Annotated in this window: 19 protein-coding genes, 15 tRNA genes and 1 rRNA gene; 25 read left to right on the top strand and 10 right to left on the bottom strand. The window is 44.7% G+C overall.

Features of this window, described 5'->3' with window-relative positions; translation table 11 throughout:
- The 17 genes from rrf to ACQKMP_RS22955 all read left to right on the top strand — a co-directional run.
- A 5S ribosomal RNA gene (gene rrf / locus ACQKMP_RS22875) occupies positions 1-103 on the top strand; the annotation flags it as partial.
- Between the two features lie 58 nt (positions 104-161).
- A tRNA-Ile gene (locus ACQKMP_RS22880) sits at positions 162-238 on the top strand.
- A 3-nt stretch (positions 239-241) separates the two neighbouring features.
- Positions 242-317, top strand: a tRNA-Asn gene (locus ACQKMP_RS22885).
- A gap of 5 nt (positions 318-322) precedes the next feature.
- Positions 323-415: transfer RNA gene (locus ACQKMP_RS22890), tRNA-Ser, on the top strand.
- Between the two features lie 16 nt (positions 416-431).
- Positions 432-503, top strand: a tRNA-Glu gene (locus ACQKMP_RS22895).
- Positions 504-509: 6 nt separating this feature from the next.
- A tRNA-Val gene (locus ACQKMP_RS22900) sits at positions 510-585 on the top strand.
- Positions 586-602: 17 nt separating this feature from the next.
- A tRNA-Met gene (locus tag ACQKMP_RS22905) sits at positions 603-679 on the top strand.
- A 72-nt stretch (positions 680-751) separates the two neighbouring features.
- A tRNA-Met gene (locus ACQKMP_RS22910) sits at positions 752-828 on the top strand.
- 25 nt (positions 829-853) lie between these two features.
- Positions 854-931, top strand: a tRNA-Asp gene (locus tag ACQKMP_RS22915).
- 16 nt (positions 932-947) lie between these two features.
- Positions 948-1022, top strand: a tRNA-Gln gene (locus ACQKMP_RS22920).
- Positions 1023-1029: 7 nt separating this feature from the next.
- A tRNA-Lys gene (locus ACQKMP_RS22925) sits at positions 1030-1105 on the top strand.
- 15 nt (positions 1106-1120) lie between these two features.
- Positions 1121-1204 (top strand) — tRNA-Leu (locus ACQKMP_RS22930).
- A gap of 6 nt (positions 1205-1210) precedes the next feature.
- Positions 1211-1285, top strand: a tRNA-Gly gene (locus tag ACQKMP_RS22935).
- Between the two features lie 8 nt (positions 1286-1293).
- Positions 1294-1370, top strand: a tRNA-Arg gene (locus ACQKMP_RS22940).
- Positions 1371-1400: 30 nt separating this feature from the next.
- Positions 1401-1474, top strand: a tRNA-Pro gene (locus ACQKMP_RS22945).
- A gap of 12 nt (positions 1475-1486) precedes the next feature.
- Positions 1487-1557: transfer RNA gene (locus ACQKMP_RS22950), tRNA-Gly, on the top strand.
- A gap of 102 nt (positions 1558-1659) precedes the next feature.
- Entirely contained in the window at positions 1660-2124 is a 465-nt protein-coding gene (locus ACQKMP_RS22955) for a YdeI/OmpD-associated family protein (RefSeq protein ID WP_042184989.1), read from the top strand.
- A gap of 100 nt (positions 2125-2224) precedes the next feature.
- Here the strand turns inward: ACQKMP_RS22955 and ACQKMP_RS22960 are convergent, their stop codons facing one another.
- On the bottom strand, positions 2225-2680 hold the full coding sequence (locus ACQKMP_RS22960; protein ID WP_042184991.1) for a GreA/GreB family elongation factor: 456 nt from the start codon (positions 2678-2680) through the stop codon (positions 2225-2227).
- A 394-nt stretch (positions 2681-3074) separates the two neighbouring features.
- Between ACQKMP_RS22960 and ACQKMP_RS22965 the strand changes: the two genes are divergently transcribed.
- Complete coding sequence (locus ACQKMP_RS22965) at positions 3075-3269, top strand: sporulation protein Cse60 (RefSeq protein ID WP_042184993.1); 195 nt, start codon at positions 3075-3077, stop codon at positions 3267-3269.
- A gap of 156 nt (positions 3270-3425) precedes the next feature.
- On the opposite strand, the gene katA is transcribed toward ACQKMP_RS22965, so the two are convergent.
- Both katA and glgP read right to left on the bottom strand, forming a co-directional pair.
- Complete coding sequence (gene katA / locus ACQKMP_RS22970; RefSeq protein WP_379423442.1) at positions 3426-4883, bottom strand: catalase KatA; 1458 nt, start codon at positions 4881-4883, stop codon at positions 3426-3428.
- 250 nt (positions 4884-5133) lie between these two features.
- Complete coding sequence (glgP, locus tag ACQKMP_RS22975) at positions 5134-6750, bottom strand: alpha-glucan family phosphorylase (RefSeq protein WP_427471214.1); 1617 nt, start codon at positions 6748-6750, stop codon at positions 5134-5136.
- A 277-nt stretch (positions 6751-7027) separates the two neighbouring features.
- Between glgP and rbsK the strand changes: the two genes are divergently transcribed.
- Together rbsK and aroD are read left to right on the top strand one after the other, a co-directional pair.
- Positions 7028-7942: a ribokinase gene (rbsK, locus tag ACQKMP_RS22980; protein ID WP_427471495.1), complete on the top strand. Its 915-nt coding sequence runs from the start codon at positions 7028-7030 to the stop codon at positions 7940-7942.
- A gap of 45 nt (positions 7943-7987) precedes the next feature.
- Entirely contained in the window at positions 7988-8752 is a 765-nt protein-coding gene (gene aroD / locus ACQKMP_RS22985) for a type I 3-dehydroquinate dehydratase (protein ID WP_427471216.1), read from the top strand.
- A gap of 81 nt (positions 8753-8833) precedes the next feature.
- On the opposite strand, the gene ACQKMP_RS22990 is transcribed toward aroD, so the two are convergent.
- The 4 genes from ACQKMP_RS22990 to bglX form a co-directional block, all read right to left on the bottom strand.
- Entirely contained in the window at positions 8834-9610 is a 777-nt protein-coding gene (locus ACQKMP_RS22990) for a MerR family transcriptional regulator (RefSeq protein WP_427471218.1), read from the bottom strand.
- A gap of 126 nt (positions 9611-9736) precedes the next feature.
- The gene (locus tag ACQKMP_RS22995; protein WP_339244998.1) at positions 9737-10489 is read right to left on the bottom strand and encodes a 3'-5' exonuclease; all 753 of its coding nucleotides are present in this window, start codon (positions 10487-10489) and stop codon (positions 9737-9739) included.
- A gap of 193 nt (positions 10490-10682) precedes the next feature.
- Entirely contained in the window at positions 10683-11651 is a 969-nt protein-coding gene (locus tag ACQKMP_RS23000; RefSeq protein ID WP_340974192.1) for a metallophosphoesterase family protein, read from the bottom strand.
- A gap of 30 nt (positions 11652-11681) precedes the next feature.
- Entirely contained in the window at positions 11682-13841 is a 2160-nt protein-coding gene (gene bglX, locus ACQKMP_RS23005; RefSeq protein ID WP_427471221.1) for a beta-glucosidase BglX, read from the bottom strand.
- A gap of 535 nt (positions 13842-14376) precedes the next feature.
- Here bglX and ACQKMP_RS23010 point away from each other — a divergent pair.
- From ACQKMP_RS23010 to ACQKMP_RS23030, 5 genes are all read left to right on the top strand, one after another.
- Positions 14377-15312, top strand: a complete 936-nt coding sequence (locus tag ACQKMP_RS23010; protein ID WP_231573385.1) for an ABC transporter permease — start codon at positions 14377-14379, stop codon at positions 15310-15312.
- A 28-nt stretch (positions 15313-15340) separates the two neighbouring features.
- Positions 15341-16237, top strand: a complete 897-nt coding sequence (locus ACQKMP_RS23015; RefSeq protein ID WP_197071264.1) for a carbohydrate ABC transporter permease — start codon at positions 15341-15343, stop codon at positions 16235-16237.
- 75 nt (positions 16238-16312) lie between these two features.
- Positions 16313-17887 carry a DUF3502 domain-containing protein gene (locus tag ACQKMP_RS23020; RefSeq protein WP_042185012.1) on the top strand — a complete coding sequence of 525 codons (1575 nt, stop codon included), beginning with the start codon at positions 16313-16315 and terminating at the stop codon, positions 17885-17887.
- Positions 17888-17955: 68 nt separating this feature from the next.
- A complete protein-coding gene (locus ACQKMP_RS23025; RefSeq protein WP_197071265.1) occupies positions 17956-18984 on the top strand; it encodes a LacI family DNA-binding transcriptional regulator in 1029 nt (342 codons plus the stop codon).
- Between the two features lie 38 nt (positions 18985-19022).
- The gene (locus ACQKMP_RS23030) at positions 19023-19910 is read left to right on the top strand and encodes a sugar phosphate isomerase/epimerase family protein (protein WP_427471224.1); all 888 of its coding nucleotides are present in this window, start codon (positions 19023-19025) and stop codon (positions 19908-19910) included.
- Positions 19911-19993: 83 nt separating this feature from the next.
- Here the strand turns inward: ACQKMP_RS23030 and ACQKMP_RS23035 are convergent, their stop codons facing one another.
- Genes ACQKMP_RS23035 through ACQKMP_RS23045 form a run of 3 tightly spaced genes read right to left on the bottom strand, consistent with a single transcriptional unit; the run spans position 19994 to position 24098 of the window.
- Positions 19994-20773, bottom strand: coding sequence for a fused MFS/spermidine synthase (locus tag ACQKMP_RS23035; protein WP_081951037.1), 780 nt, complete (start codon positions 20771-20773; stop codon positions 19994-19996).
- On the bottom strand, positions 20745-22244 hold the full coding sequence (locus ACQKMP_RS23040) for a response regulator transcription factor (RefSeq protein ID WP_427471226.1): 1500 nt from the start codon (positions 22242-22244) through the stop codon (positions 20745-20747). Before ACQKMP_RS23040 ends, ACQKMP_RS23035 begins: the two co-directional genes overlap by 29 nt.
- On the bottom strand, positions 22245-24098 hold the full coding sequence (locus ACQKMP_RS23045) for a sensor histidine kinase (RefSeq protein WP_427471228.1): 1854 nt from the start codon (positions 24096-24098) through the stop codon (positions 22245-22247).
- Between the last annotated feature and the right edge of the window lie 25 nt (positions 24099-24123).

A 24123-nucleotide genomic window follows, 5' to 3' on the forward strand; every position in this document is an offset into this window, starting at 1 on the left:
CGGAGGGGTTCCACACGTACCCATCCCGAACACGACCGTTAAGCCCTCCAGCGCCGATGGTACTTGGACCGAAGGGTCCTGGGAGAGTAGGACGTCGCCAAGCGGACAACCACATTACCCGTGGTATTTTTTTTGCCCTTAATATTGATGTGTCTTAAAAAGGGCCTTTAGCTCAGCTGGTTAGAGCGCACCCCTGATAAGGGTGAGGTCGGTGGTTCGAGTCCACTAAGGCCCACCATATTCCCTGATAGCTCAGTTGGTAGAGCACTCGACTGTTAATCGAGTTGTCACAGGTTCGAGTCCTGTTCGGGGAGCCATTTATGGAGAGGTGTCCGAGTTTGGCCGAAGGAGCACGATTGGAAATCGTGTAGGCGCCACAAGCGTCTCGAGGGTTCGAATCCCTCTCTCTCCGCCACAAAGTTTATTAGCATGGCCCGTTGGTCAAGGGGTTAAGACACCTCCCTTTCACGGAGGTAACATGGGTTCGAATCCCATACGGGTCATAACATGGAGGCTTAGCTCAGCTGGGAGAGCATCTGCCTTACAAGCAGAGGGTCGGGGGTTCGATCCCCTCAGCCTCCACCATATTCATTTAAGAACGACGCGGGGTGGAGCAGCCCGGTAGCTCGTCGGGCTCATAACCCGAAGGCCGCAGGTTCAAATCCTGCCCCCGCAACCAAATTTTCCTTAAGCATGATGTTTTGGGACTAGCTGGCGTAGTGTAAATGAATAGTATATAATTATTAAATGACGCGGGGTGGAGCAGCCCGGTAGCTCGTCGGGCTCATAACCCGAAGGCCGCAGGTTCAAATCCTGCCCCCGCAACCAATTTACTCTTATGCATTATGTCTATGGAACCGTGGTGTAGTTGGCCTAACATGCCTGCCTGTCACGCAGGAGATCGCGAGTTCGAATCTCGTCGGTTCCGCCATTTAGTTAATTATTGTTGGGGATTAGCCAAGCGGTAAGGCAACGGACTTTGACTCCGTCATGCATAGGTTCAAATCCTATATCCCCAGCCATTTATGAGAGCCATTAGCTCAGTTGGTAGAGCACCTGACTTTTAATCAGGGTGTCGAAGGTTCGAGTCCTTCATGGCTCACCATTATTTTCAAAGTGTGCGCGTGTGGCGGAATGGCAGACGCACCAGACTTAGGATCTGGCGTTTCACGACGTGGGGGTTCAAGTCCCTTCACGCGCACCATATTTTGCGGAAGTGGCTCAGCGGTAGAGCATCGCCTTGCCAAGGCGAGGGTCGCGGGTTCGATTCCCGTCTTCCGCTCCATAATTTTTGCGCCCTTAGCTCAGCTGGATAGAGCGTTTGACTACGAATCAAAAGGCCGGGAGTTCGAATCTCTCAGGGCGCGCCATTTTTATTACTAAGTAATTACATGTTTTGACGGGATGTAGCTCAGCTTGGTAGAGCACCTGGTTTGGGACCAGGGGGTCGCATGTTCAAATCGTGTCATCCCGATTTTATACCTTTGCGGGTGTAGTTCAATGGTAGAACTTCAGCCTTCCAAGCTGATAGCGTGGGTTCGATTCCCATCACCCGCTTATAATTAAGAAACATCTGTCTATTATAGGCAGGTGTTTTTTTGTATAGTTACATTCATATGGATACAATAGAACTTAGGGCTTTTAGTTGAGGAGGTAGCAATGTTTGAATTTGAAGCTAAATTAGTGCGACCTGATGCAAGTGGGAGCTGGACTTATCTTAACGTCCCTTTTGATGCCGAACAAATATTTGAAACAAAGTCCAGAATACAGGTAAAAGGAAGTGTAAATGGAATCCCCTATAGAGGAACGCTTATGCCCCATGGAAACGGAAAGCATTTTATGGTGGTAAAGAAAGAACTACGGGATCTAGCCAAAGCTCAACCTGGTGATATTGTGCATGTGACGATGGAGCAAGATCATCAATTACGGGAGGTAGAAGCCCCAAAGGATTTCCTTGATGCGTTGAGTAGCCATGAGCAGGCAGAAGCTTATTATAACGGTCTGGCTTATTCTTATCAGAAGGAATATGTATCTTGGATCGAAGCGGCGAAAAGACCTGAAACCAGAGCATCTCGTATCGAAAAATCAGTCAGTAAACTGGGTGAAGGCTTGAGGCTCAAATAAAAGTATGAAGAGTGCTTAGCAGGCTGAATAGATGAACAGCGTCCTCTTCCATAAGATTGGAAAGGGACGCTGTTAATGTTGGTGATATGTGCAAGTGGGCTTAAATAAGAACGGCCACCTCACCACAATTCACAAACTTAATACTTTCGATTTTTACTGATAACTCACCTGAAGGAATAGCTAGCTGACATGTACTGCCGATCTGAGCTAACAGCAGCTGCATGCCAATAGGCGAGAACATTGAAATCTTGTTATCATTGGGTTCTGCCTGGTTTGGAAATACGATGGTGTAGGTATCTGTAGTATTGTCGTCTAAGTAGCGGAGCTGAAGCTGACTTCCAATCAATACGAGTGAATTCAATTCTTCACCACTAAAACGGGAAAGTAATTGTTCCAGCTCGGAGCAATAACGGGACAACAGCGTTTCAGCATTACTTCTTTGTTTGCTTCGTTCCGGGAAATACTGATTTAGAAATGCGATTTTTTCCTCATCAAAATAAATAAGCTGCTGGACCAGTTGTGTCCTTGAACCTTCATAAATTAGACTATGGTTCATAGTAGATTTCACCCCCTCTAAGTAGCACATTCTTTGCAAATTTGTTATGACGCGTTGCCATATTAAAATCCCTCCTATACAAATAGAGGTCCCCTAGAGGGAACCTTCTGATCAGTATAACAGCTTCTATATGTAAATCCAATCCATTTTGCAAAGGCAATGAATTCTTACTAAATATTGTATTTAAAACGTTTGACTATTGTATAGTTGGGTGCTATGATAGGCTGATGTTATAGGCATTTCGTAGAAAACTGCGGAATGCCTATACTATATTTCGAAGATAATTTTACATTAAATGTTACCAGGGGAGTGATACGCCATGTACATTTCGTTGAGTTCACCTATAGAATCTAGACATAAAAAGTAACTATAATTTATTAAAGGAGAGATCAGGATGATTCAAGTAAAAGAGTTTGTAGATGCTGATAATTCGTATGCTGAGAATAAGGCGAATGAGTTCTTGGCAGGGCTGCGTGAGGAACAGGTTGTGAATATCTGTTACGGTTCGGTAGTCAAATCTTCACGTGATGGGGCAGAGCATCAAAGAAGCAGTATACTGGTCGTGTATAAGACAAATGAAGGGCAATAACTGGAATACTTTTTTTTCGTGCTTATCTGTTGTCTCCACGCTATGCATCGTGATCGTTCTTATATATTATATGTTTTAGCTTTTCTTATGAACAAAGAGGACCTTTCCCATTTACGGGTAAAGGTCCTCTTTGATTGTATAAGTGCAATTACAGTCTTATATTCCGTCTGGGACGGATAATCCTAAACCGGATGCAACACGCTGTCCCAGTTCTGGATCAGCTTTATAGAAATGAACAATTTGACGAAGTTTAATATCGTTACTTTCAACTGGTGTCATAGCGCCTACGATATTTTGAACAAGACGTGTACGTTCTTCTTCACTCATCAGGCGATACAAGTCACCAGGTTGTGTATAATGGTCATCACTATTATAGGAGACACTGTCGGCATTTCCAGATACTTCGAAAGGTGATGTTTTGTACTGTGGTGCTTCTTTAGGTCCGCCTAAGCTGTTAGGCTCATAATAGGCACCGGATCCGCCATTGTTGCCGAGTGCCATGCCACCGTCACGTTGATAGTTCTTCACTTCTACTTTTGGACGGTTGATAGGCAGGCTGTTATGGTTAGGACCTACACGGTGACGATGAGCATCGCCGTAAGCAAACAGTCGACCCTGTAGCAATTTATCAGGAGAAGCTTCAATACCAGGGACGAAAGAGCCAGGAGAGAACGTAACTTGCTCTACTTCCGCGAAGTAATTCTCTGGATTGCGATCCAGTACCATGCGGCCAACCTCAATTAATGGATAATCTTTTTGCGACCATACTTTGGTTACATCGAATGGATCAAAGCGATAAGTGTTCGCATCTTCGATCGGCATAATCTGCACGTAGAGCTTCCACGCTGGGAATTCTCCTTTATCAATAGCATTGAACAAGTCTTCTGTATGATAATCTGGGTTCTCCCCAGCTATTTTGGCGGCAAGATCTGGAGCAAGGTTCTTAATGCCTTGTTCTGTTTTGAAATGATATTTCACCCAGACGGCATTGCCTTCGGCATTTACCCATTTGAAGGTGTGGCTTCCGAACCCGTGCATATGTCTCAACGTAGCTGGGATTCCGCGATCTGACATCAAAATCGTAACCTGATGAAGAGATTCCGGCGATAAAGACCAGAAGTCCCAAACCGCATTAGGGTTCTTTAAGTGTGTCTGTGGATCACGCTTCTGTGTATGAATAAAGTCGGGGAACTTGATTGCATCACGAACGAAGAATACAGGTGTATTGTTACCTACGAGATCATAGTTTCCTTCTTCGGTATAGAACTTCACAGCAAAACCACGTGGGTCTCTTACAGTATCAGCAGAACCTAGCTCCCCAGCTACCGTTGAGAAACGGATGAACATTGGGGTACGCTTGCCTACCTCAGATAAAAAATTAGCTTTTGTATATTGAGTTAAATCCTGAGTGACCTCAAAATACCCATGAGCGCCAGCACCCTTAGCGTGAACGACACGTTCAGGAACACGTTCTCTGTTAAAGTGGGCTAATTTTTCAAGCAGATGGACATCTTGCAGCAAAGTAGGACCACGATCACCGGCTGTCATTGAATTTTGATTGTCGCCTACTGGAGCACCCCAGCTGGTCGTAAGATTATTATTATTGGAGCTCATTAATAGAATCACCTCGTAAGATTTGATTTTAGATTTAGTATAAGTTCTATATTAATGTTTTTTGGGGAAAATGCAACACTTTTTGAATATTTGACACATTACAGTATGTGGTAATCGTCGTCCCATTCAGATATATATGATAGATAGAGTGATTAATTACTAAGCAGAGTTAAAAAAGAAACAGCGCACCTCTACCATCACTGGAGGGTGCGCTGTTCTATTTTGATATAGGAATATCCGTTTTCTGTACTTAGTTTTTAATGTACATTCTGTTATAGTATTCATCCAGCATTCTTTTGGTGGCAAATTCGGTGCGAGTGGTTTTGATACTCTTCTTCATCATTTGTACCCACTGTTCACGATTCTCATAATAGGTTGGGAGTACTCGATTCAATAGGGTGTCGTATAGCGCATCACTATCATGCTTATCCAGAACCTCGAAGTCAGTAGTCTCGAAGCCGTCTCCGATCTGCCAGCCATTCTCGCCATCTATACAGGCTTCCGGCCACCAGCCATCTAGAATAGAGCAGTTCAATACGCCGTTCATGGCTGCCTTCATCCCGGAGGTACCACTTGCTTCCAGTGGTCTACGCGGATTGTTGAGCCAAATATCAGAACCGCGTGTCAGCTGTGCGCCGATAGTCATATCGTAATTCTCCAAGAAGACAACACTCTTCGGATATTTTTTCATCATCGCCACTAAATTGCTGACGATTTTTTTGCCGTTATCATCGAGTGGATGGGCTTTGCCAGAGAAGACGATTTGTATTTTGCCGGACTCCAGATAAGGCTCAATAATTTCCGGCTGCGAGAAGATCAGGTCACTGCGTTTATAAGGAGCAGCTCTGCGTGAGAAGCCAATGAGTAGATTGTCAGCATTTAGACTAATGCCGGACCGTTTTTTTATGAAATCAATCAGTTCACCCTTAATTTCTTTATGCACTGCCCATAAATCGCCATTCTGTTCATAGGCTTGTGTCATTCTTTCATCTACCCAGGTAGGGGTATGAATGGCATTAGTAATGCCAATGATGTCCGATCTTCCGGCAACCTCTTTCCACATCTTATTGGCTGTATCCGCATGAAGCTGAGCCACTGCATTAGAAATACGTGAGAGTCGTAGACCGGCAACCGTCATGTTGAACGGCTCGCCACCGATACGCTCCATCTGGTCGCGGGTTAAGCCATTGAATGCACTCATATACTCTAGGCGGTCGAGTGGATGGGTTTCATTGCCTTCTTTTATCGGCGTATGTGTAGTGAACACAACCTCTTCCCGAGTAGCTTTCCAAGCTTCCTCAAAGGTGCTGCCTCCGGACATCTTTTCACGAATGAGCTCGATGGCTGCTAAGGCTGCATGGCCTTCATTGAAATGATAGACATCAATCGGAATGCCGAGAGCACGCATAGCTTTTACTCCGCCGATCCCGAGTATGATCTCTTGAGCGATCCGTTCCTCACCGAACCAGCCGTACAATTGTCCAGTAATCCATGCATCATTATTCTCGGGGATATCCGTATCCAGTAAATACAACGTGCTGTTGCCAAAATAATCAGTCTTCCATACTTTGCACACCACATCGGTCTTTCTGACTTTTACAGTTACCTTCACCCCTGTATCTTCAAGAAAATCATAAACATAATTGTGATAGGAGTCGTATGGATTACCGTTCGCATCAATTTTTTGATCCGTATAACCTTGTTTCCACTTCAGCCCGATAGGGATGATAGGAGCATTGATGTCTTTAGCTCCCTTAATGTAGTCACCGGCGAGAATTCCAAGCCCTCCGGCATACATTTTAAAATCGGAATGTAACCCGTACTCCATACTGAAATAAGCTACTGATGGTAATTTTTGTTCGTTCACTTGATAAGCCTCCTAATCGCGGATTAGATTGAATTGCAGTAAAGCTGCTGGCATTATCTACGATGCAAACGTTTGCTCAAAAAACAGTCACCAATCGTTGTGGAAGCGATTGCACCATCATTCTAGCACACTTTATCTACAAAAGCATAACGTCAATTTGGTGAAAATAGCCAATTAGGGGCAAAATCAACGGAAGTGATTGATAAAGTGAAGGGAAGACCCTAAGATAAAGAGATTGAAGAAATAATTATTGGTGGTGTATAAGTTGGGTATAGTTGTGATTGGAAGCTTAAATATGGATATGGTAGTACGTACGAACCGGGCACCGAATGCAGGAGAAACGCTTATGGGACAAGCATTTGCTCTATCTCCCGGTGGAAAGGGAGCGAATCAGGCTGTTGCCGCAGCACGTCTGGGTGCTGAGGTTAGTATGATCGGCAGCGTCGGAAAAGATACCTTTGGAAGCGAAATGCTGGAGATTATTAAGCAGGAAGGTATTCATATAGAACATATCTCAGTGAGTGAAACGGAGGCAACAGGTGTAGCTTCAATCGTTATTGAAGAAGATGGAGAGAATCGGATTATCGTTGTACCCGGAGCGAATATTGATCTCTTTGCAGAGGATATACAGGCGTTAGAGACTGTCATCAGCCAGGCTGAGATGATTGTGATGCAGCTTGAAATGGAACTGGCGATGAGTGAGCATGCTATTGCCATTGCACATCGTCATGGAATTCCGGTCATTCTGAATCCAGCACCAGCTAGAGTGCTTAAAGACGAGATGCTGGGTCAAGTATCATATCTGACACCTAATGAGACAGAAGCGGGAATTTTGACCGGAATGACTGTAGATAGTTTAGAGACTGCTGAGCAGGCAGCCCGTATTTTGCTGCAAAAAGGTGTTAAAAATGTGATTGTAACCTTGGGATCTAAAGGCGCACTGATCGTTAATGCTGAAGGCGCTAAGTCAGTTCCTGGATTCCCGGTCAAGGCGATAGACACGGTTGCTGCCGGAGACTCATTCAATGGGGCATTAGCCCAGCAATTGGTCTTAGGCAAAACGCTGGAGGAGGCAGTGAGCTTCGCTAATGCTGTTGGAGCACTGGCTGTCGGGAAAGAAGGCGCGATCCCATCGCTGCCGCAGTTATCAGAGGTTGAACAGTTTCTAAAACATGTATCGGCAGTAAAATAAACAATACAGAATCTATAGCAGACGACTGGATAAGGGGCTGAAATAATGAGCAGGACAGTAATCGTTAAAAATGTGATCATTGGCGAAGGAATCCCTAAAATATGTGTTCCGTTGATTGGAGCTACCTTGTCTGAACTGAAACAGGAAGCCGAATCATTAAAAGAGCTTGGTCCCGATTTAGTGGAGTGGCGGACGGATTTTTTTGACGAAGTTGAAGACGTAGAGGCGGTCAATTTAGCACTAAAAGAAATCCATTCTGTAATTCCGGAGTTACCGCTGATTTTTACTTTTCGGAGTGCCAAAGAAGGCGGCGAGAAGCAGGTTAGCACAGAATATTACATAGCACTGAATATAGCTGCAGCTGAAAGTGGTCTAGTAGATATAATTGATGTTGAATTATTCAATGAGGAACAGGATGTAAAGCTACTAGTCGAGACTGCTCATACTCATAACGTGTCTGTCATTATCTCGAATCATGATTTTCATGGAACACCTTCTCAAGAGGAGATCATCTCGCGATTACGCAAGGCACAGGAGCTTGGTGGGGACTTGCCTAAAATTGCGGTGATGCCTCAGGGTGCGGGGGATGTACTGACTTTACTGGAAGCGACCCATATCATGAAGGAACAATATGCAGATCGCCCGATTATTACAATGTCCATGGCGGGAGCAGGGGTAATTAGTCGTCTAGCCGGTGAAATATTCGGTTCAGCGCTTACCTTTGGAGCGGCGCATAAGCCCTCTGCGCCTGGACAGGTAGCTGTGGTTGAGCTGCGAAATGTACTGTCACTGCTGCATCGCAGTCTATAGGAGCTAGAGCTATCAGTGAGGTTCCGGATAATAGAAATAGAGCGGCGACCGGATTTCCGGTGCCGCTCTATTTCTATTTTATTATTTTGTTCCCGTGTATACGTGAACGGCATTTCTTAGGAACGCTGCAAGTCCAGGGCGATGCTTGTCGTAGTACTTGGTAAAACGTTCATCATCAACATACATTTGCGCGACACCGGCATGTGCCTCTTTGGAATAGTAATCCCAGTAGAAGGAGAGCCACTGGCGGTGTAGATCAGCACTTTTTTGCGCCAATACACTGGCAGGATCTCCATACTCCATCGCTTGCAAGAGCGTCTCGAACATTTCCTCCTCAAGCTGCTGTATAGCCGCATATTGTTCTTCAGTCATACCTTTAAGCTTCTTGTTGAATTGTTCTACGGTGCTGTCCCCATATTTCTCCCGTATTTCTTGACCGTATTTCTTCTCGTTATCCTCTACCAGCTTTTGCTTGAATCCTTCGAATTTTTCAGCGTCACTCATAGTCATTCTCCCTTCTTGGTGAGCCAGCGTCTGTTCGACGTTAGCGATTAATAGATCTAATTGATGTCTCTTTTCAAGCAGCTTGTCATGATGCTCCCGTAGCGCTTTGGCTCCGTCGAATGACGGTTCAGTCATAATAGCTTTGATACGTTCCAGACTTAAGCCAAGCTCTCGATAAAATAAAATTTGCTGTAGAAGATCTACTTCGGTGCGGCCATAGATACGATACCCCGAGGAGTTGATTCTCGCCGGCTTAAGAATGCCAAACTCGTCGTAGTAGCGCAGGGTTCGCGTACTGATTCCAGCTAGCTCAGCGAGCTTCTGTACTGTGTATTCCGTAGTATCACCTCCCACAAATTCAATGTACACCTTTACGTAGCGTGAAGGTCAAATGTTTTTTTAGCGTATCCCAAACAGCGGCAGTTACCCGCTGAAGATCATTGGGAAGACTGCCGCTGCTATGATTTGCTGATGTTGAAGTTATTTTTGACCCATCTGCGCCGCAAAATAATTTTGTAATTCCTCTAATTTGCGAGGATCAGCTAGGGTTGTTTTGTCTGAGAAGTAATGTTCGAGAACAAGGTCCCAGGTAGGTACTATTTTTTGTGAGTTCATCGCTTTAATGGCGACTTTGACCGTCTTGCGTTCTTTGGCATTAGAAAAGGTATCTACGTAATGCTGTGAGCGCTCAAAATCCAGATCCTTAAACACAGCGCGGAAGATTTCCGAAGTCATCTTTGCGTCATCCAACGCACGGTGAGCAGATCCAGAAGGTTCAAGTTCAAACAAAGCCATCGCGCCTTCGACACTGATATCATTGCTTAGGCCGCGAGCCCGCAGCACACCCTTCAGTAAATCGAAATACGTTGCAGACATCCAGTAGGAGTCGTCCATCTTGTGCATACGTACATCCTGAATGATTCGCTTCATGTCTTCGCCACCCCAAGTAAGGAGCAACACTCCATCTGTACTTAGATCAAGCCACTCTCTAAAAGCAGTGATGACTTTCGGGAAGCGGGGTGCGATGTCGATTTCCTCTTGGGGAATACCGGTTTTTTTCTTAATAAAAGAATTAAGGGTGGAGAAATATATGGGTTTGATCAAGGAAGAAAATTCATCCTTATACTGCAATGAAGAGTCTAACCGGACAGCTCCAATCTCAATGACCTCCATAGGGTGCTCGCTGGCAAACTTACGGCCGTTGAATTCGATGTCCAGAATAATATAATCCACAGGTACTTGCCTCCGTTCCATGACTGACGCTGTAGTACTTAATACGTCGACTACTCTATTTTAACAAAAAAAGCGATGTAATGGGGAGTATGGGAACAAGCTAATATTGGAACATAAAAAAGAACCAGCACTATGCGGGTTCTTTTTATAACTATTAATGAGCAAAAAGATTGCAGACAATAAAGTAAGACGATTAATGTTCTGAACCGGCAGCAGGTTCAGGCTGATGAATTGGCTGTTCCAGCAGGACAGATCCGTCTTCAAGACGAAGCCAGGTATCGAAGTCTTGGGTGCCTTGGGTCAGTCTGATGACGCGTGCGCCCCGCATAAAGCCTTCTTTTCCATAAGTATTGTAGCCGGTAGCACGGCCATAGGAAAGACGTATACCATACAGGCTGCCCGTAAAATCATTGATATGGTCATGTCCGCAGAAGGTGCCAAGCACATCACCCATTTCAAGCAAAGCCGAGAATAATCCCGAGTTAACCTCAGGTGAGCATACACGCTCATACTTATATCCGTGACAGACTTGTGTAGACCAGACCTCACGATATTCCGGAATCGGGATATGGAAGAAAGCCAATGCAGGCAGCCTGTTCTTAGCAGTTTTAGGATTCAACCGAGCGGATTCAGCAGTTAGCCAGTTGATTTGATTCCGGTTAATCCAATTGTAGCCTGGGATATGCTCCATCTCGGAGTAACTGCCCGAGTCAACAAAATAAAGGACAGCGGCTGCTTGGCCATCCTGATCTTTTATTTCAAGCGTGTAATTGCCTGAACCTTCAAGATCCTCTGGACCGGCTTCGGCCAGACAGTGGGGATGTTCTAATGCTATCTGCATCAATTCACTGCGGGAAATCAGGGTTTCTGTATCATGGTTACCAAATACGAAGGCCCAAGGGGTACCTGTTTTTTCTACAGCAGCGACAGCATCCCGAAATGCTTGGGCAGGGTCTTCACATGCCTTTTCGCCAGGAGAGACAGGGGCAGTGTAAATTAGATCTCCCGTGAAGACCACAAGATCAGGTTGTTCTGCTTCTAGAACACGTTCCATCAGTTCCCGGGTACGCTGATCTTCGGCTCTTCCATCCATCCAGTGAAGATCAGTGAACTGTACAATTTTCAAGGTTCCATCTTGCTGAAATGATAAGCTGTGTCTCATTGGGGTTATCTCCCTTACTGTCTAATATAGTTAGCCGATCCAGATCCGCTGGGTGAAATGGTCTCCGGAGCTTCTACCAATCATAATATCAAATTCCCCGGGTTCGAAGACCATTTGATCATCTTTTCCGTAGAACATCAGCATTTCTCTAGTGATCTCGAAAGAAACCACTTGTTTCTCATACGCTGCGAGTGTAATTTGTCGGAAGGCTTTCAGCTCCTTGACCGGGCGTACGACACTTGCGCTAACATCATGGATATAGAGTTGAACGGTTTCCTTGCCGGTGATGTCTGAAGTATTCTCCACCTCAATGGAGGCAACAATCCGACCCTTAGCATCAACATTGAAGTTGCTGTAATCAAAACTGGAATAGCTCAGACCATAGCCAAAACAGAAAAGAGGGTCATTAGGGCAATCCAGATATCGGGTTACATAACGCACATTCGGATATAGGGGATCATAGGGACGTCCCGTCTGATAGGCATTGTAATAAACAGGAATTTGACCAACCGAGTAAGGGAAGCTCATAGATAAACGAGCGGACGGATTATAATCTCCGAACAGCACATCAGCTAATGAATTTCCGGATTCTGTTCCCAGAAACCAGGCTTGCAGTAGAGCATCGCTGGCCTCAAGAACAGGCTTTAGTTCCAGTGGTCGGCCGCTAAATACAATGGTAACAATCTTTTTGCCGGTATCTTTCAGACGCCAGATCAGCTTCTCCTGATTGGTCGACAAGCGCAGATTGGTTTTGCTTCCGCCTTCCCCGGTATCCTGCTGATTCTCACCGACAGCAGCGAGAATTACATCGCAATCTTTTAGGCGCTGAAAGGCTTCTTCGATTTCATCCTCCACATCAAAAACACCCTCTAGCATGCTTCCCAGCTCACCAGTCATGGCCGTAATAATATCCGCGGCAGATGTTTTTTGAGAAATGCCGTTGTAGAGTGATACGGCCGGGTCTTTTTCCGTTCCAGACCAGCCGCCCAGCACATGAATAGAGGTAGCGAAGGGACCAGCCAATCCAATCTTCATACCGTGTTTAAGGGGCAGAGCGTTATTGTCATTTTTCAGCAGCACCACTGAGCTTGCACCCAGCTCTCTCGCAGCTTGTAAATTCTCCGCGCTCGGCGTGGGCGCCTCATCTACTAGTGGATCTGCATCCTTGAATGGATTGTCAAACAAGCCGAGAGCGTCCTTGAGTTCTAGCACCCGGATAACGGCTTCATCAATCAAGGAGATATCAAGCTTGCCTTCCTCGACGAGAGCAGCGCCGTGGTTTAGATAATGGGTGGACATCATTTCAATATCTAGTCCGGCAGCCAGACTTTTCTCAGCTGCTTCACGACCATCTTCGGCAGCGCCATGAGGGATTAGTTCATTTACGGAATTGAAATCGGCGATGGTAACGCCATCGAAGCCCCATTCCTCACGCAGAATCCCGCGGAGAAGTTTGGAATTACCGCTTGCAGGTATACGATCAATCGTATTGAATGCGGCCATCACCATGGCTACACCAGCATCTACAGCAGCTTTATAGGCTGGTAGATAGAACTCACGTAATACGCCGAGGGACATATCCACCGTATTGTATTCTCGACCGCCTTCGGGAGCGCCATAACCGGCGAAGTGCTTCACACAGGCAGCGATACGACCTTTTTCTTTTAGGTCTTTGCCCTGATAGCCCCGTACCATGCTCTCAGTTACACGAGCATTCAGATAAGGGTCCTCACCGGATGTCTCCATCACTCGTCCCCAGCGCGGATCGCGTACAAGATCCGTCATAGGCGAGAAAGTGAGGTGAATACCGGCAGCTGCGCTCTCCTTGGCTGCAATTTCAGCGAACCTTTCACAGGCCTCCATGTCAAAGCTACAACCTATCGCAAGCGGGATCGGTAGGATCGTTCTGTAACCATGAATCACATCCGCCATGAAGAGTAAGGGGATTTTCTGACGGCTGGCTTGCAAATGCCGGGTCTGTAGATCAATCACATTCCTGGCTCCAATGCCGTTCAGAACGCTTCCGATGTTCTGCATTACCTGCGGCTTAATGTTCAGTTCCTTGAATGGACCGGTTAAATCTACGGTATCATCCAAACCCCAATAGTGAGGGCCTAGCTGGGTTAATTGGGCCAGTTTTTCTTCTAGAGTCATATCGTTCACAAGATCTTGGATAAACAGTTTAGTCATGGTTAACACCTTCCTCGTGAGCGCATTGAAAGTTATTGTGACAAATAGATGTGCTATACCAATAAGAAAGCGCTTGCTATTTGAGTTCGCCGCAGTGCACACGCAGATAAATATAATTGGATGAGACATGCAATAGATAAGAACGGGGAGTTCATTGTCAGACATCATATATAAGACTGACATGTCTATGAAAGAACAGATAGAAACGTTTCCATTAACGATACATATCGATCTTAGTCCGAAGACCATAAAAAGTCAATTATCTTCGCGAAATCGGCCGATTCATTATATTTAGGTTGTAAAATGTGATTTTTATTACTAGAAAAACAAAAATAAAATGAATTGACAGCGCATACATCTAGGGAGTATGATTTTCGTACAGGGAGTTTCAAAGAAATTATGGAAACGTTTCTATATCATCCGATACGCTTTATCATAAAGGATGAGCAATCAGTTTCAAGCTGGTTGCGGGACAAGAAAGGAAGCTAAGTTATGCATGTGATGAAATGCATCTTTCAAATTGGAGGTGGGCTCATTGGCAAGAATTAAGCTTGCGGGTGGAAATATTGTCCGGGAAGTCATTAAGAACAAAGTGCTTTTTCTAATGTTGCTGCCTGTAATCCTATACTTCATTATTTTTCACTATGCGGTAATGCCTGGCGCTTACGTCGCATTCGTAGATTACAAGCTCAATAAGGGTATTTTCGGAAGTAACTTTATCGGTCTGAAAAACTTCGAATTTCTGGTTCAGAATGGCGATCTGTGGAATATTACCAAGAATACACTGCTCTACAACATCGTCTTCCTAGCTCTGGGTAACATTATTCAAATTGTGTTTGCCATTATGCTTTCGGAGATCTCGGGCAAGTGGTTCAAGAAAGTGTCTCAATCCGTTATTCTCCTACCTTACTTTATCTCTATGGTTATCGTCGGTGTTTTTGCCTACAATATATTCAATTTCAATTCCGGGTTCATCAATACGATGCTAACCGGAATGGGGCTAGACCGTTACGAGTTTTATTCTGATCCAGGCATATGGAAATATATCATTGTAGCCTTCAAGATCTGGGCCGCTACCGGATATGGAATGATTGTCTATCTGGCAACGATCACAGGGATTAATCATGATCTGTACGAGGCTGCTTATATGGACGGAGCCACTACCTGGCAGCGGATCCGTTATATGACCTTACCGATTCTGAAGCCAACCTTTATTCTGCTTTTACTGTTTGGTATGGGTGGAATTCTCAAGGGCTCCTTTGACCTTTTCTATAATCTGATCGGTACGAACTCGGTGCTGTATCCGCAGACGGATATTATCGATACCTATGTCTTCCGTTCACTGGTGGGACAATTCAACTTCTCTATGGGCGCCGCTGTGGGCTTCTACCAATCCATGTTTGGCCTGATTCTGGTGCTAGTAGTTAACTTTATTGTACGCAAGGTCGAGCCAGACAGCGCATTGTTCTAAAACCAGACACGAAACAGGGGTGATGAATATGGAAACTCAAAAAATCAAACAGGATTCGGGAAGTATTATCATAAAAGTGATTAGCTATATCTGCATTAGTATCTTTGCACTGTTCTGTGTATTTCCCTTCGCACTAATGATCTCCTCATCGTTCATGAACGAGCAGGAAATTGTCCGTGAAGGCTACAAGCTGCTGCCTAAGGAATTTTCATTTAAGGCTTACGAATTGTTATTTAACAACTCTACGCAATTGGTAAATGCTTATAAGATCACTATTTTTATAACCGTAGTGGGTACGGTCCTTGGACTGTTCATGATGTCGATGGCTGGCTTCGTGCTTAACCGCAAGGATTTCAAGTATCGCAACTTCTTTTCCTTTCTAATTTACTTTACGACACTCTTCAGCGGTGGCTTGATTCCAACGTATATCCTGATGGTCAAGCACTTGCATATGAAAGATAACTTATTTGCCATGATTCTACCGGCTGTAGTTGGCGCTTGGTCGATCTTCCTGATGCGTAATTTCATGAAGGCGATTCCGGATTCCTTATATGAATCTGCTACCATTGACGGTGCTGGCGACTTCCATATCTATTGGCGGATATTTATTCCGCTGGCGGTTCCTTCCTTAGCTACCATCGGGCTTTTCTCGGCGATAGGCTTTTGGAATGAGTGGTACAACGGGATGTTATATATGGACTCCCCGACGAAATATCCACTCCAATACTTTTTGCAGCGAATGGTCAATCAGACGAATCTCGGTACACTAATCAATTCGGGGGCAGTTATCAATACGGCTGATCTTCCAACGCAATCCATCAAGATGGCTACAGCTGTGCTGGCCACCGGGCCAATTATTCTCCTCTATCCATTTGTACAGCGTTATTTCGTAACAGGCCTCACTGTTGGGGCTGTAAAGGGTTAATGGACGTCTCCTTTTCGAAGGCGCGTTTATTATAAATGCAATTCATAAATAGAAAAGAAAAGGGAGGCTTACCTAATGAAAGGTAAAAAAATTGCGTCTTCTTTAATTGCTGTACTCATGCTTACTGGGGCATTGACAGCCTGTTCATCGAAGAACAACGAGGCAAGTAATGATCCGGCAGCTACGAAGGCACCAGAAGCTTCAACGAATGCAGGAGGAGTAGATACTTCTAAAGAAGCTAAGTTGGTTTACTACCTGTGGGGCAGTGAAGGCGTTCAAAATAAGGCGATTCTTGCTGAGATTAACAAAAAGCTTAAGGCTGATCTTAACGCTACAATTGAAGTGAAGTATATTGACTGGCCGGATATCAATACCAAATATCCGTTGCTATTTGCTTCTGGTGAGCAGTTTGATATGTCTCATGCATCTCCTGGAGCACCAGTATCCTATTTCACATTGGCTAGTGAAGGCGCTCTAGTAGACCTTACCGATATGCTCGATAAAGTTGCTCCTAAGCTGAAGGCAGAAATTCCTGCTAGTGTATGGGAAAATACTAAATACAAAGGTAAAATCTATGGTGTTCCGAGTCTTTATAGCGAATATACACCGAATGGTTATGCCTATCGTGTAGACTTGCTGAAAAAATATGGCATGGAAAAAATCACCACACTCGACGATATGGTTAAATACATGGATAATGTTGTTGCCAATGAGTCCTTCCCACCAATTAACGGTAAGTCTGAAGATGCGGCCAATATGTTCAGAATGCTCGTTGATACTACAGGAATGTGGCTTAACGCACCTGGTATATCTTTGAATGAACTGAATCTTGTGACGAAAAGTCCAGAGGACTACAAGACCGTCTTCCATCCAGCATACACTCAAGAATTCGAAGATTGGGCTGTGAAGATGCGTGAATGGGCAGATAAAGGGTACTGGGGCAAAGATGTGCTGTCTGCAACTCTTGGAAGTAAAGATAACTTCAGAGCAGCAAACTCCGCAGGTTATTTGACTCATGCTCAGGACTGGATCGGCCAATACGGTGCAGATTTGAAGGCACAACCAGAGGCAGAAACTGCATTCTTTACTTTTGCGGAAGCCAACAAGAAGATCAAACGTAAGATGGGCGTTGACAACTCGACTGTAATCAGCACGAGCTCCGAGAATCCAGAGCGCTCTCTGATGGTAATCGAGAAGTTCATGACTGACGAAAGCTACTACAACCTTATCCAAAACGGTATTGAAGGCAAACAATATGTTATGGAAAATGGTGTTAAAAAGCAGCCTCCAGGCTTCAACGAAAAAACGGACGGCGGAGGTTTCGCTGCTTGGTCACTTCGTAACGACAAATTCGTAGTTCCTACGGATACAGAAAACCCAATTCGGAACTCCTTGTTTGCAGAGTGGGATAAAGTCGCTATCGATGATCCATACAATGGCTTTAGCTTTGATCCATCGAATGTAACTACAGAAATTGCTTCCATCTCCAACGTAAATTCCCAGCTTGGTATTCAATTGATGCTTGGTAAAACAAGCAAAGATCCTAAAGCTGCTGTAGCGGATTACCGTGAGCAACTGAAAAAAGCAGGAATTGACAAGGTTATTGCCGAAGTAGAAAAGCAATTGGCTGAATTTGTTCCAGTGAACTAAAGAACGTTAAAAGGTGTAAGGGAGCTATAGTAGCATATAGCTCCCTTACTTATAAGTGGGGGAGTATAGTGGACGTAAATATCAAGGATATCGCGCGGATTTCCGGTGTGGGCATCTCGACGGTTTCCAGGGTCATCAACAATAAGGGGCTGGTGAGCAAGGCTACACGGGAAAAGGTTCTGAATGTTGTTAAGGAATACAATTACATTCCCAATTCCAATGCGAGAAATCTAAAAACTACGGAGTCTAAGAACATTGCACTTATGGTTAAGGGGATTACGAATCCGTTCTTCTCTAATATGATCAAAGAAATCGAGCGGCAGGCTAATCTGCGAGGGTACCCTTTCCTCATTCATCAGGTAGAGGATGGAACGGATGAAATTAATGCGGCGATTCAGCTGACCAAAGAAAAGAATCTATGCGGGATCATCTTCATGGGCGGAACCTACAATCATTCCGAAGAGAAATTCAAGCAGCTGACGGTTCCTTTTGTACTGACGACGATCACCTCCACACAAGAGGTGGACCCTGATATTTTTTCCAGTGTCACCATTAATGAATTGAAGGAAGCTTATAAGGCCACCAATTACTTGATATCACTAGGGCATGAGAATATTGGTTTTCTAGCCAAGTCCCCATTACTGGATGAAACGACAGGCAACCGGCGTTATTTGGGCTACAAAAAAGCACTGGAAGAACATAATCTGCCTTATGATCCACAGCTGGTAGAGGATTGTGAATACAGTCCTAGCTCGGGATTTGATGCAGCACGAAGACTGCTTAAAAGGAATAAGGGAGTAACCGCAATATTTGCGGCTTCTGACACGATTGCTATCGGTGCTGCCAAAGCTGTACTTACCGCGGGGTTGTCTATCCCGGATGATATTTCAATCATTGGCTTTGACGGAATTGAGATGGCTGAATATTTTCATCCTTCACTCGATACGATTAGCCAACCGGGTACAGAAATGGCCTTATCTAGCGTGGGCGTCCTGTTTGATCTTATTTCTGGACGATCAGGCCATCAGCATATTGTCTACGATGCGGTATTGCTCAAACGAGGCTCTTGCAAGATGCTCAAAACACTTAAGGTATAATACTGACTATAAACGCTATCATTGGAGTGGTAACCCAAATGCAAGACACATTAAGAATAGGTACTCTAGTTCGTGGCGGGGAGGCCGTCGCCGTTATTCCGCAAATTGTTCAGCATGGGTTTGAGTCCTTTAACTTGAACTTTTGGCAGACCACCGGTGAAACCAATCTTGTAGAAACAGCTGCACGACTTAGGGAACTGGCTGCTGAACATGATTTTATCATCTCTTCTGTTGGGATTTATGGCAATCCACTTTCAGGAGATGGAGACAATGCTGACACACTCGCCAGTTGGGAGCGATTGATTGATCATGCCCATTTATTCGGCACAGATATTATCGGTGGATTCACCGGACGTCTTCCAGGTTCTTCGATTGACGAGTCGATTCCGAGATTTGCAGAGGTGTTTAGTGAATTGTCCAAAAGGGCAGCCGATCGTGGCTTAAGAATTGCTTTTGAAAATTGCTCTATGGGTGGAAACTGGCAGGCCGGAGAGTGGAATATCGCTCACAATCCTTCAGCCTGGGAGAAAATGTTCAATGCTGTACCAGCAGACAATCTGGGTCTGGAATGGGAACCGTGCCACCAGCTGATAGGTCTCATTGATCCGATTCCGCAGCTACGCAAATGGGTGAATAAGGTATTCCATGTACATGGCAAGGATGCCACTATTGCCTGGGATATCGTCAAGGAATACGGAATTCACGGACCTAAGTCTTATGTGTGGGACCGGACGCCTGGCTTCGGAGATACGAACTGGGTGGATATCATCTCGATTCTGCGCCAAGCCGGCTATAAGGGAACTATTGATATTGAAGGCTGGCATGATCCTGTCTACCAGGGTGAACTAGAAATGACTGGACAAGTACATGCGCTAAATTATTTGAAGTATTGCCGAGGTGGCAGTTTTGTCCCTAATCCGGTGTAAAGGATATCAAATAGTAACAACCCAAAAATGACCTCAAAGCCCACAGTGAAGTGGAGGATGAGGTCATTTTTATTTGCATAACTTTAATCCCGAATAAGATATCCTTGCCCAAGCTGGATTTCTTTAAAGCCTGCCATGTGGCGAGCTTGAAAGTGGATCGGCTTAAATCCACCTATAATAATGATGTTTTTGATATCCGCAGCCCCATCTGAAGGCAGTGAAAAGGATTTGATATAGGTGAATTCTTCCGCGAGCGTGGTGTGAATCGCGTTAATATGTGGGTCATTTTCACCTTTTCCCATTAGATTCATTAGGAGATACCCTTTGGCATTCAGTTTTGAATACACGATGCTGAAAAATTCACTGGAGATTAAGTGCCTCGGCGTGCCCGCGGCGGTGAAAGCATCCAAGATGATGTAATCATATTTCTGTGGTTCTTCACCTTCAAGGATCTGACGTCCGTCACCGATCACTACGTTATCTTGGATGTATCCAAAATAGCGGCGGCTTAATTCGACTACTTCACTGTCTAGCTCAGCTACTTTAAATCTTTTGTCTAGAAAATGCCCAGCAATCGTTCCAATCCCATGACCAATAAGAAAGGCATCCTCGAAAGAGGGAGCATTGCATTCCATCAAGTGAATGATGGCTCGCGGATATTCAAACACAACTCGTTCTGGGTGATTGAGATCCATCGCACCTTGAATGGCCTGATTGGAAAACTGCATGACGCGGAACGCACCTTGTTCACCGTATAGTTCTGTGGTGTCATAGACGGTGATTTCATGATTATCGCTGCTCGTGTGAATCTGTGATTGCAAGTGATCAAACTCCTTATACGATAGAAATTCGTTTATATTCATTGGGTGTAACGCCGACTACACGTTTAAAAAGCTTATTGAAATAGGCAGGATCGCCATATCCAACTTCTGCTCCAATCTCGTGAATCTTTAGGTCAGGGGCATTCTTGAGCAGATGCTTGGCTTTACGTAGCCGGATTTCCGTGATGTAGTCCGTTAATGTAAGTCCAGTCTCTTGTTTGAACAGCTTACTTAGATAGCTTGGTGTCAAAAAAACCATATTCGCTAAGGTGTTCAGATCCGCATGCTGATTATAGTTGGCTGATATCCAGCGCTTTATGGTTTCTACAGCTGTACCGGACATCTCTAGGCGATGGGCTCTGATCTCAAATAGAATGCTTGAGAAATGGTTGGTAAAACTACGCTCGATTTCACTGAAGCTCATACTGGACGCAATGCTTTCATCCAGCCCAAGATAGGGTGCACCTTTGTAGAGGGCCTCAAATTCTTGCAATTCTTTCTGCGCAGATTCAATAACCCATCGACAGACACGGAGAATTTGATCGGGCACAGCTTGTTGTGATTTCAGCACTGAGAATAAGTTATGCACGCGTTCTAAAGCACCCTCCATATTCAGGATCTGCAGATCATGGATTAATGGTTCCTTGATCGCATTAAAAGGCTCAAGGATATTTATCTCAGACTGCTGAATGTTCTGAATATTTGCATAGTGCAGTCGGTCAGGATTATAGATGCCGACGCTGCAGGCTAACTTAGCATCTAGATATGCTTGTCTAAGCTTGGCGGTATCATTATAGGAACTGCTAGTACCTACATGCAGTATCATACCATTGGCAGAGATACGGATTCTGTCGCCGATTTCATTCCTATCGCTGTCTGAGAGTTGCTTTGTAGAATACAGGATACAGACATGCAGTCCATTTTGAATCTCTAAGCTGTCGATACTAAATGCCATCACTTGCCGCAGACTGTCTACACAAAAACAGACGGGTTCTCTTGATCTTCCTTTGAACACAAAGACTGAGAAATAAGGCTGGGGCAAAGTAAGGCTCGACAAAAGCAAGGGTGAAGGGGGTTCGTCGCCTTGAAGAAGGGTCAGTAAGAGACCAGAACGGTGATGTACCTCCTTGTCACGAGAGAACTGCTGCTCTTCCTCTAATTGATAAAGCAGCTCGAATAATTGCTCCTTATCGATTGGCTTTAATAAATAGTCTACTGCAGAGCTGCGTATGGCTTCTCTGGCATAATTAAATTCAACAAATCCACTCATTAGAATGGAGCGGATTTGTGGGTGACTGGCTTTTAATTGTTTAATTAATTCCAAGCCGTTAATTTGCGGCATACGAATATCAGTAATCACAACATCAAGTTGAAGTGAAGGTAACTCGTCAAGTAGATGTTTCCCATCGGAGTAGGTGCCGATGACCAGAAATTCAGTGTTTTCTTTGCTGATCATTCGGGCCAGACCTTCGCGGATCAGGATTTCATCGTCAACAATTGCAATATGCAGCAATCAGAGCATCTCCTCTCCGTAATTCATATCATCTTCACTATGAGTAGTGAAGGTAATGTCCTCAATGCGCAGCGTAACACGAGTACCCACTCCGAGCTTACTCTCTACAAGGAGCCCGAATGAGCTGCCGTAATGCAGACGGATTCTCTCATTCACATTTCGTAGGCCAATACCAAACATTTCACTTTCAGTCCCATTTTGCAGACTATTATTTAAGGAACGAAGGGTAGCTGCATCCATACCGATGCCATCATCTTCTACACAGAATACGACATTTCCATGCTCACTCCATGCGGTGATGCTTAAGGTGCCGAGACCTACTTTTTGATCTAAGCCATGAAAAACTGCGTTCTCCACAATGGGTTGGAAGACAAGCTTGATTACAGGAAGATGTAGAAATTTCTCTGGCACATCAATGTGTAGATTGAACTTATCTGGAAACCGGATTTGAAGCAGATGATAATAATTTCGTACATGATCCAGCTCTTGTCTGATCGTAACGGCTTCTTCGCTTCGGACAATACTGTAACGCATCTGAAGTCCAAGCAAATAGGTGAGTTTCGCTACACGGGGGTCATCGTTGCTCTCTGCCAGCATACGGATAGACTCCAGCGTATTATAAATAAAATGGGGATTGATCTGATTCTGAAGTGCCCTCATATCAGCCTTCTGCTTTCGCTTCTCGGTGAGGGATACTTCCTGCAGCAGATCCTTGACCCTTATGATCATCCGATTAAAATGACTGCCAAGCATTCCAATCTCATCATTATATTTGGAGTGCTGCCAGACATCTAGATTACCGTGCTGTACCCGTTTCATTAGACGGACTAAAGATTTAAGGGGTTTGGTCAGCGCATGTGAGATGAACGTCGCAACACAAAGTGCAAACGCGATAATGATCAGTGTAGTTAATATAAGAGCATTGCGATTCTTCTGTACAGGTGACAGGATACGGGCCAAAGGAATCGTAACCATAGTCGTCCAACCTGTCTGTTTCGAGACAGTATACACTGCAAGATAAGACTGACCATTCATTTCTACTTGAAAATGATCCTGTTGCTGATTCACATGCTGCAGCAAAAGCTGCGTGTTCAGACTTTGCCCCTCGCCAGTTTGCATCGAGTCTGAGGAGTTTTCGCCGTCATAGATCAGTTCTCCGGTATTATCTACAATTAGTGTGTTGCCTTGTGTAACTGCGTTTACGGGATCAATGATCCCCTTAAACAAGTTGATGTCTACATCAAATACGAGAATTCCTATATTGTCTAGCGTGCTTACAGAATTAATGGTGCGAAGTACACTGAAAACCTCTCTATGGACATTGGAGTTTATACGAATCGTATGTCTGCCTTGAATGACAGGAGCGGCCCCAGCTTCTTCACTTAAGGTTCTCCATTCGGCTAGTCGTTCTTCAGGATACAGCTCGTGGATCCCGGGGACTCTATCATAAAAAACAGAACCGTACTGATCCACCATGTACACGGCGATGATCTCTTCCTTCGTATGCTTCAAGTAGCTCAGGAACATCGCCATGCCAGTACTTTTATCCCAGTCGGTATTTTGCTGAGTTAGGTAGAATTGTACATCGGTGTTATATAGCGGTAGCGCTGTGTATCTTTTTAGATCGGCGACATAACGGTCAATGGTATCAGAGGCATTCGATGTCATTTGGTTCGCGCCTTCCGTTGCATTAATAAGAACAGAATTGAACATGGAGCGGGAGGACAAATAACTAACATAAGTGATTGGAAGCGAGATCAGAAAGACAAATACGACGATCAGTTTTCGCTCCATCGGAAGATTGGCAAGGAACAACCACATTTTTCGTAAGGCTAGCCGGATGAATGATACCATTTGCGTTATCCTTTCATAAAGTGAA

It is taken from the genome of Paenibacillus sp. NPDC101420, assembly GCF_050277435.1.
Taxonomy (GTDB): domain Bacteria; phylum Bacillota; class Bacilli; order Paenibacillales; family Paenibacillaceae; genus Paenibacillus_AQ.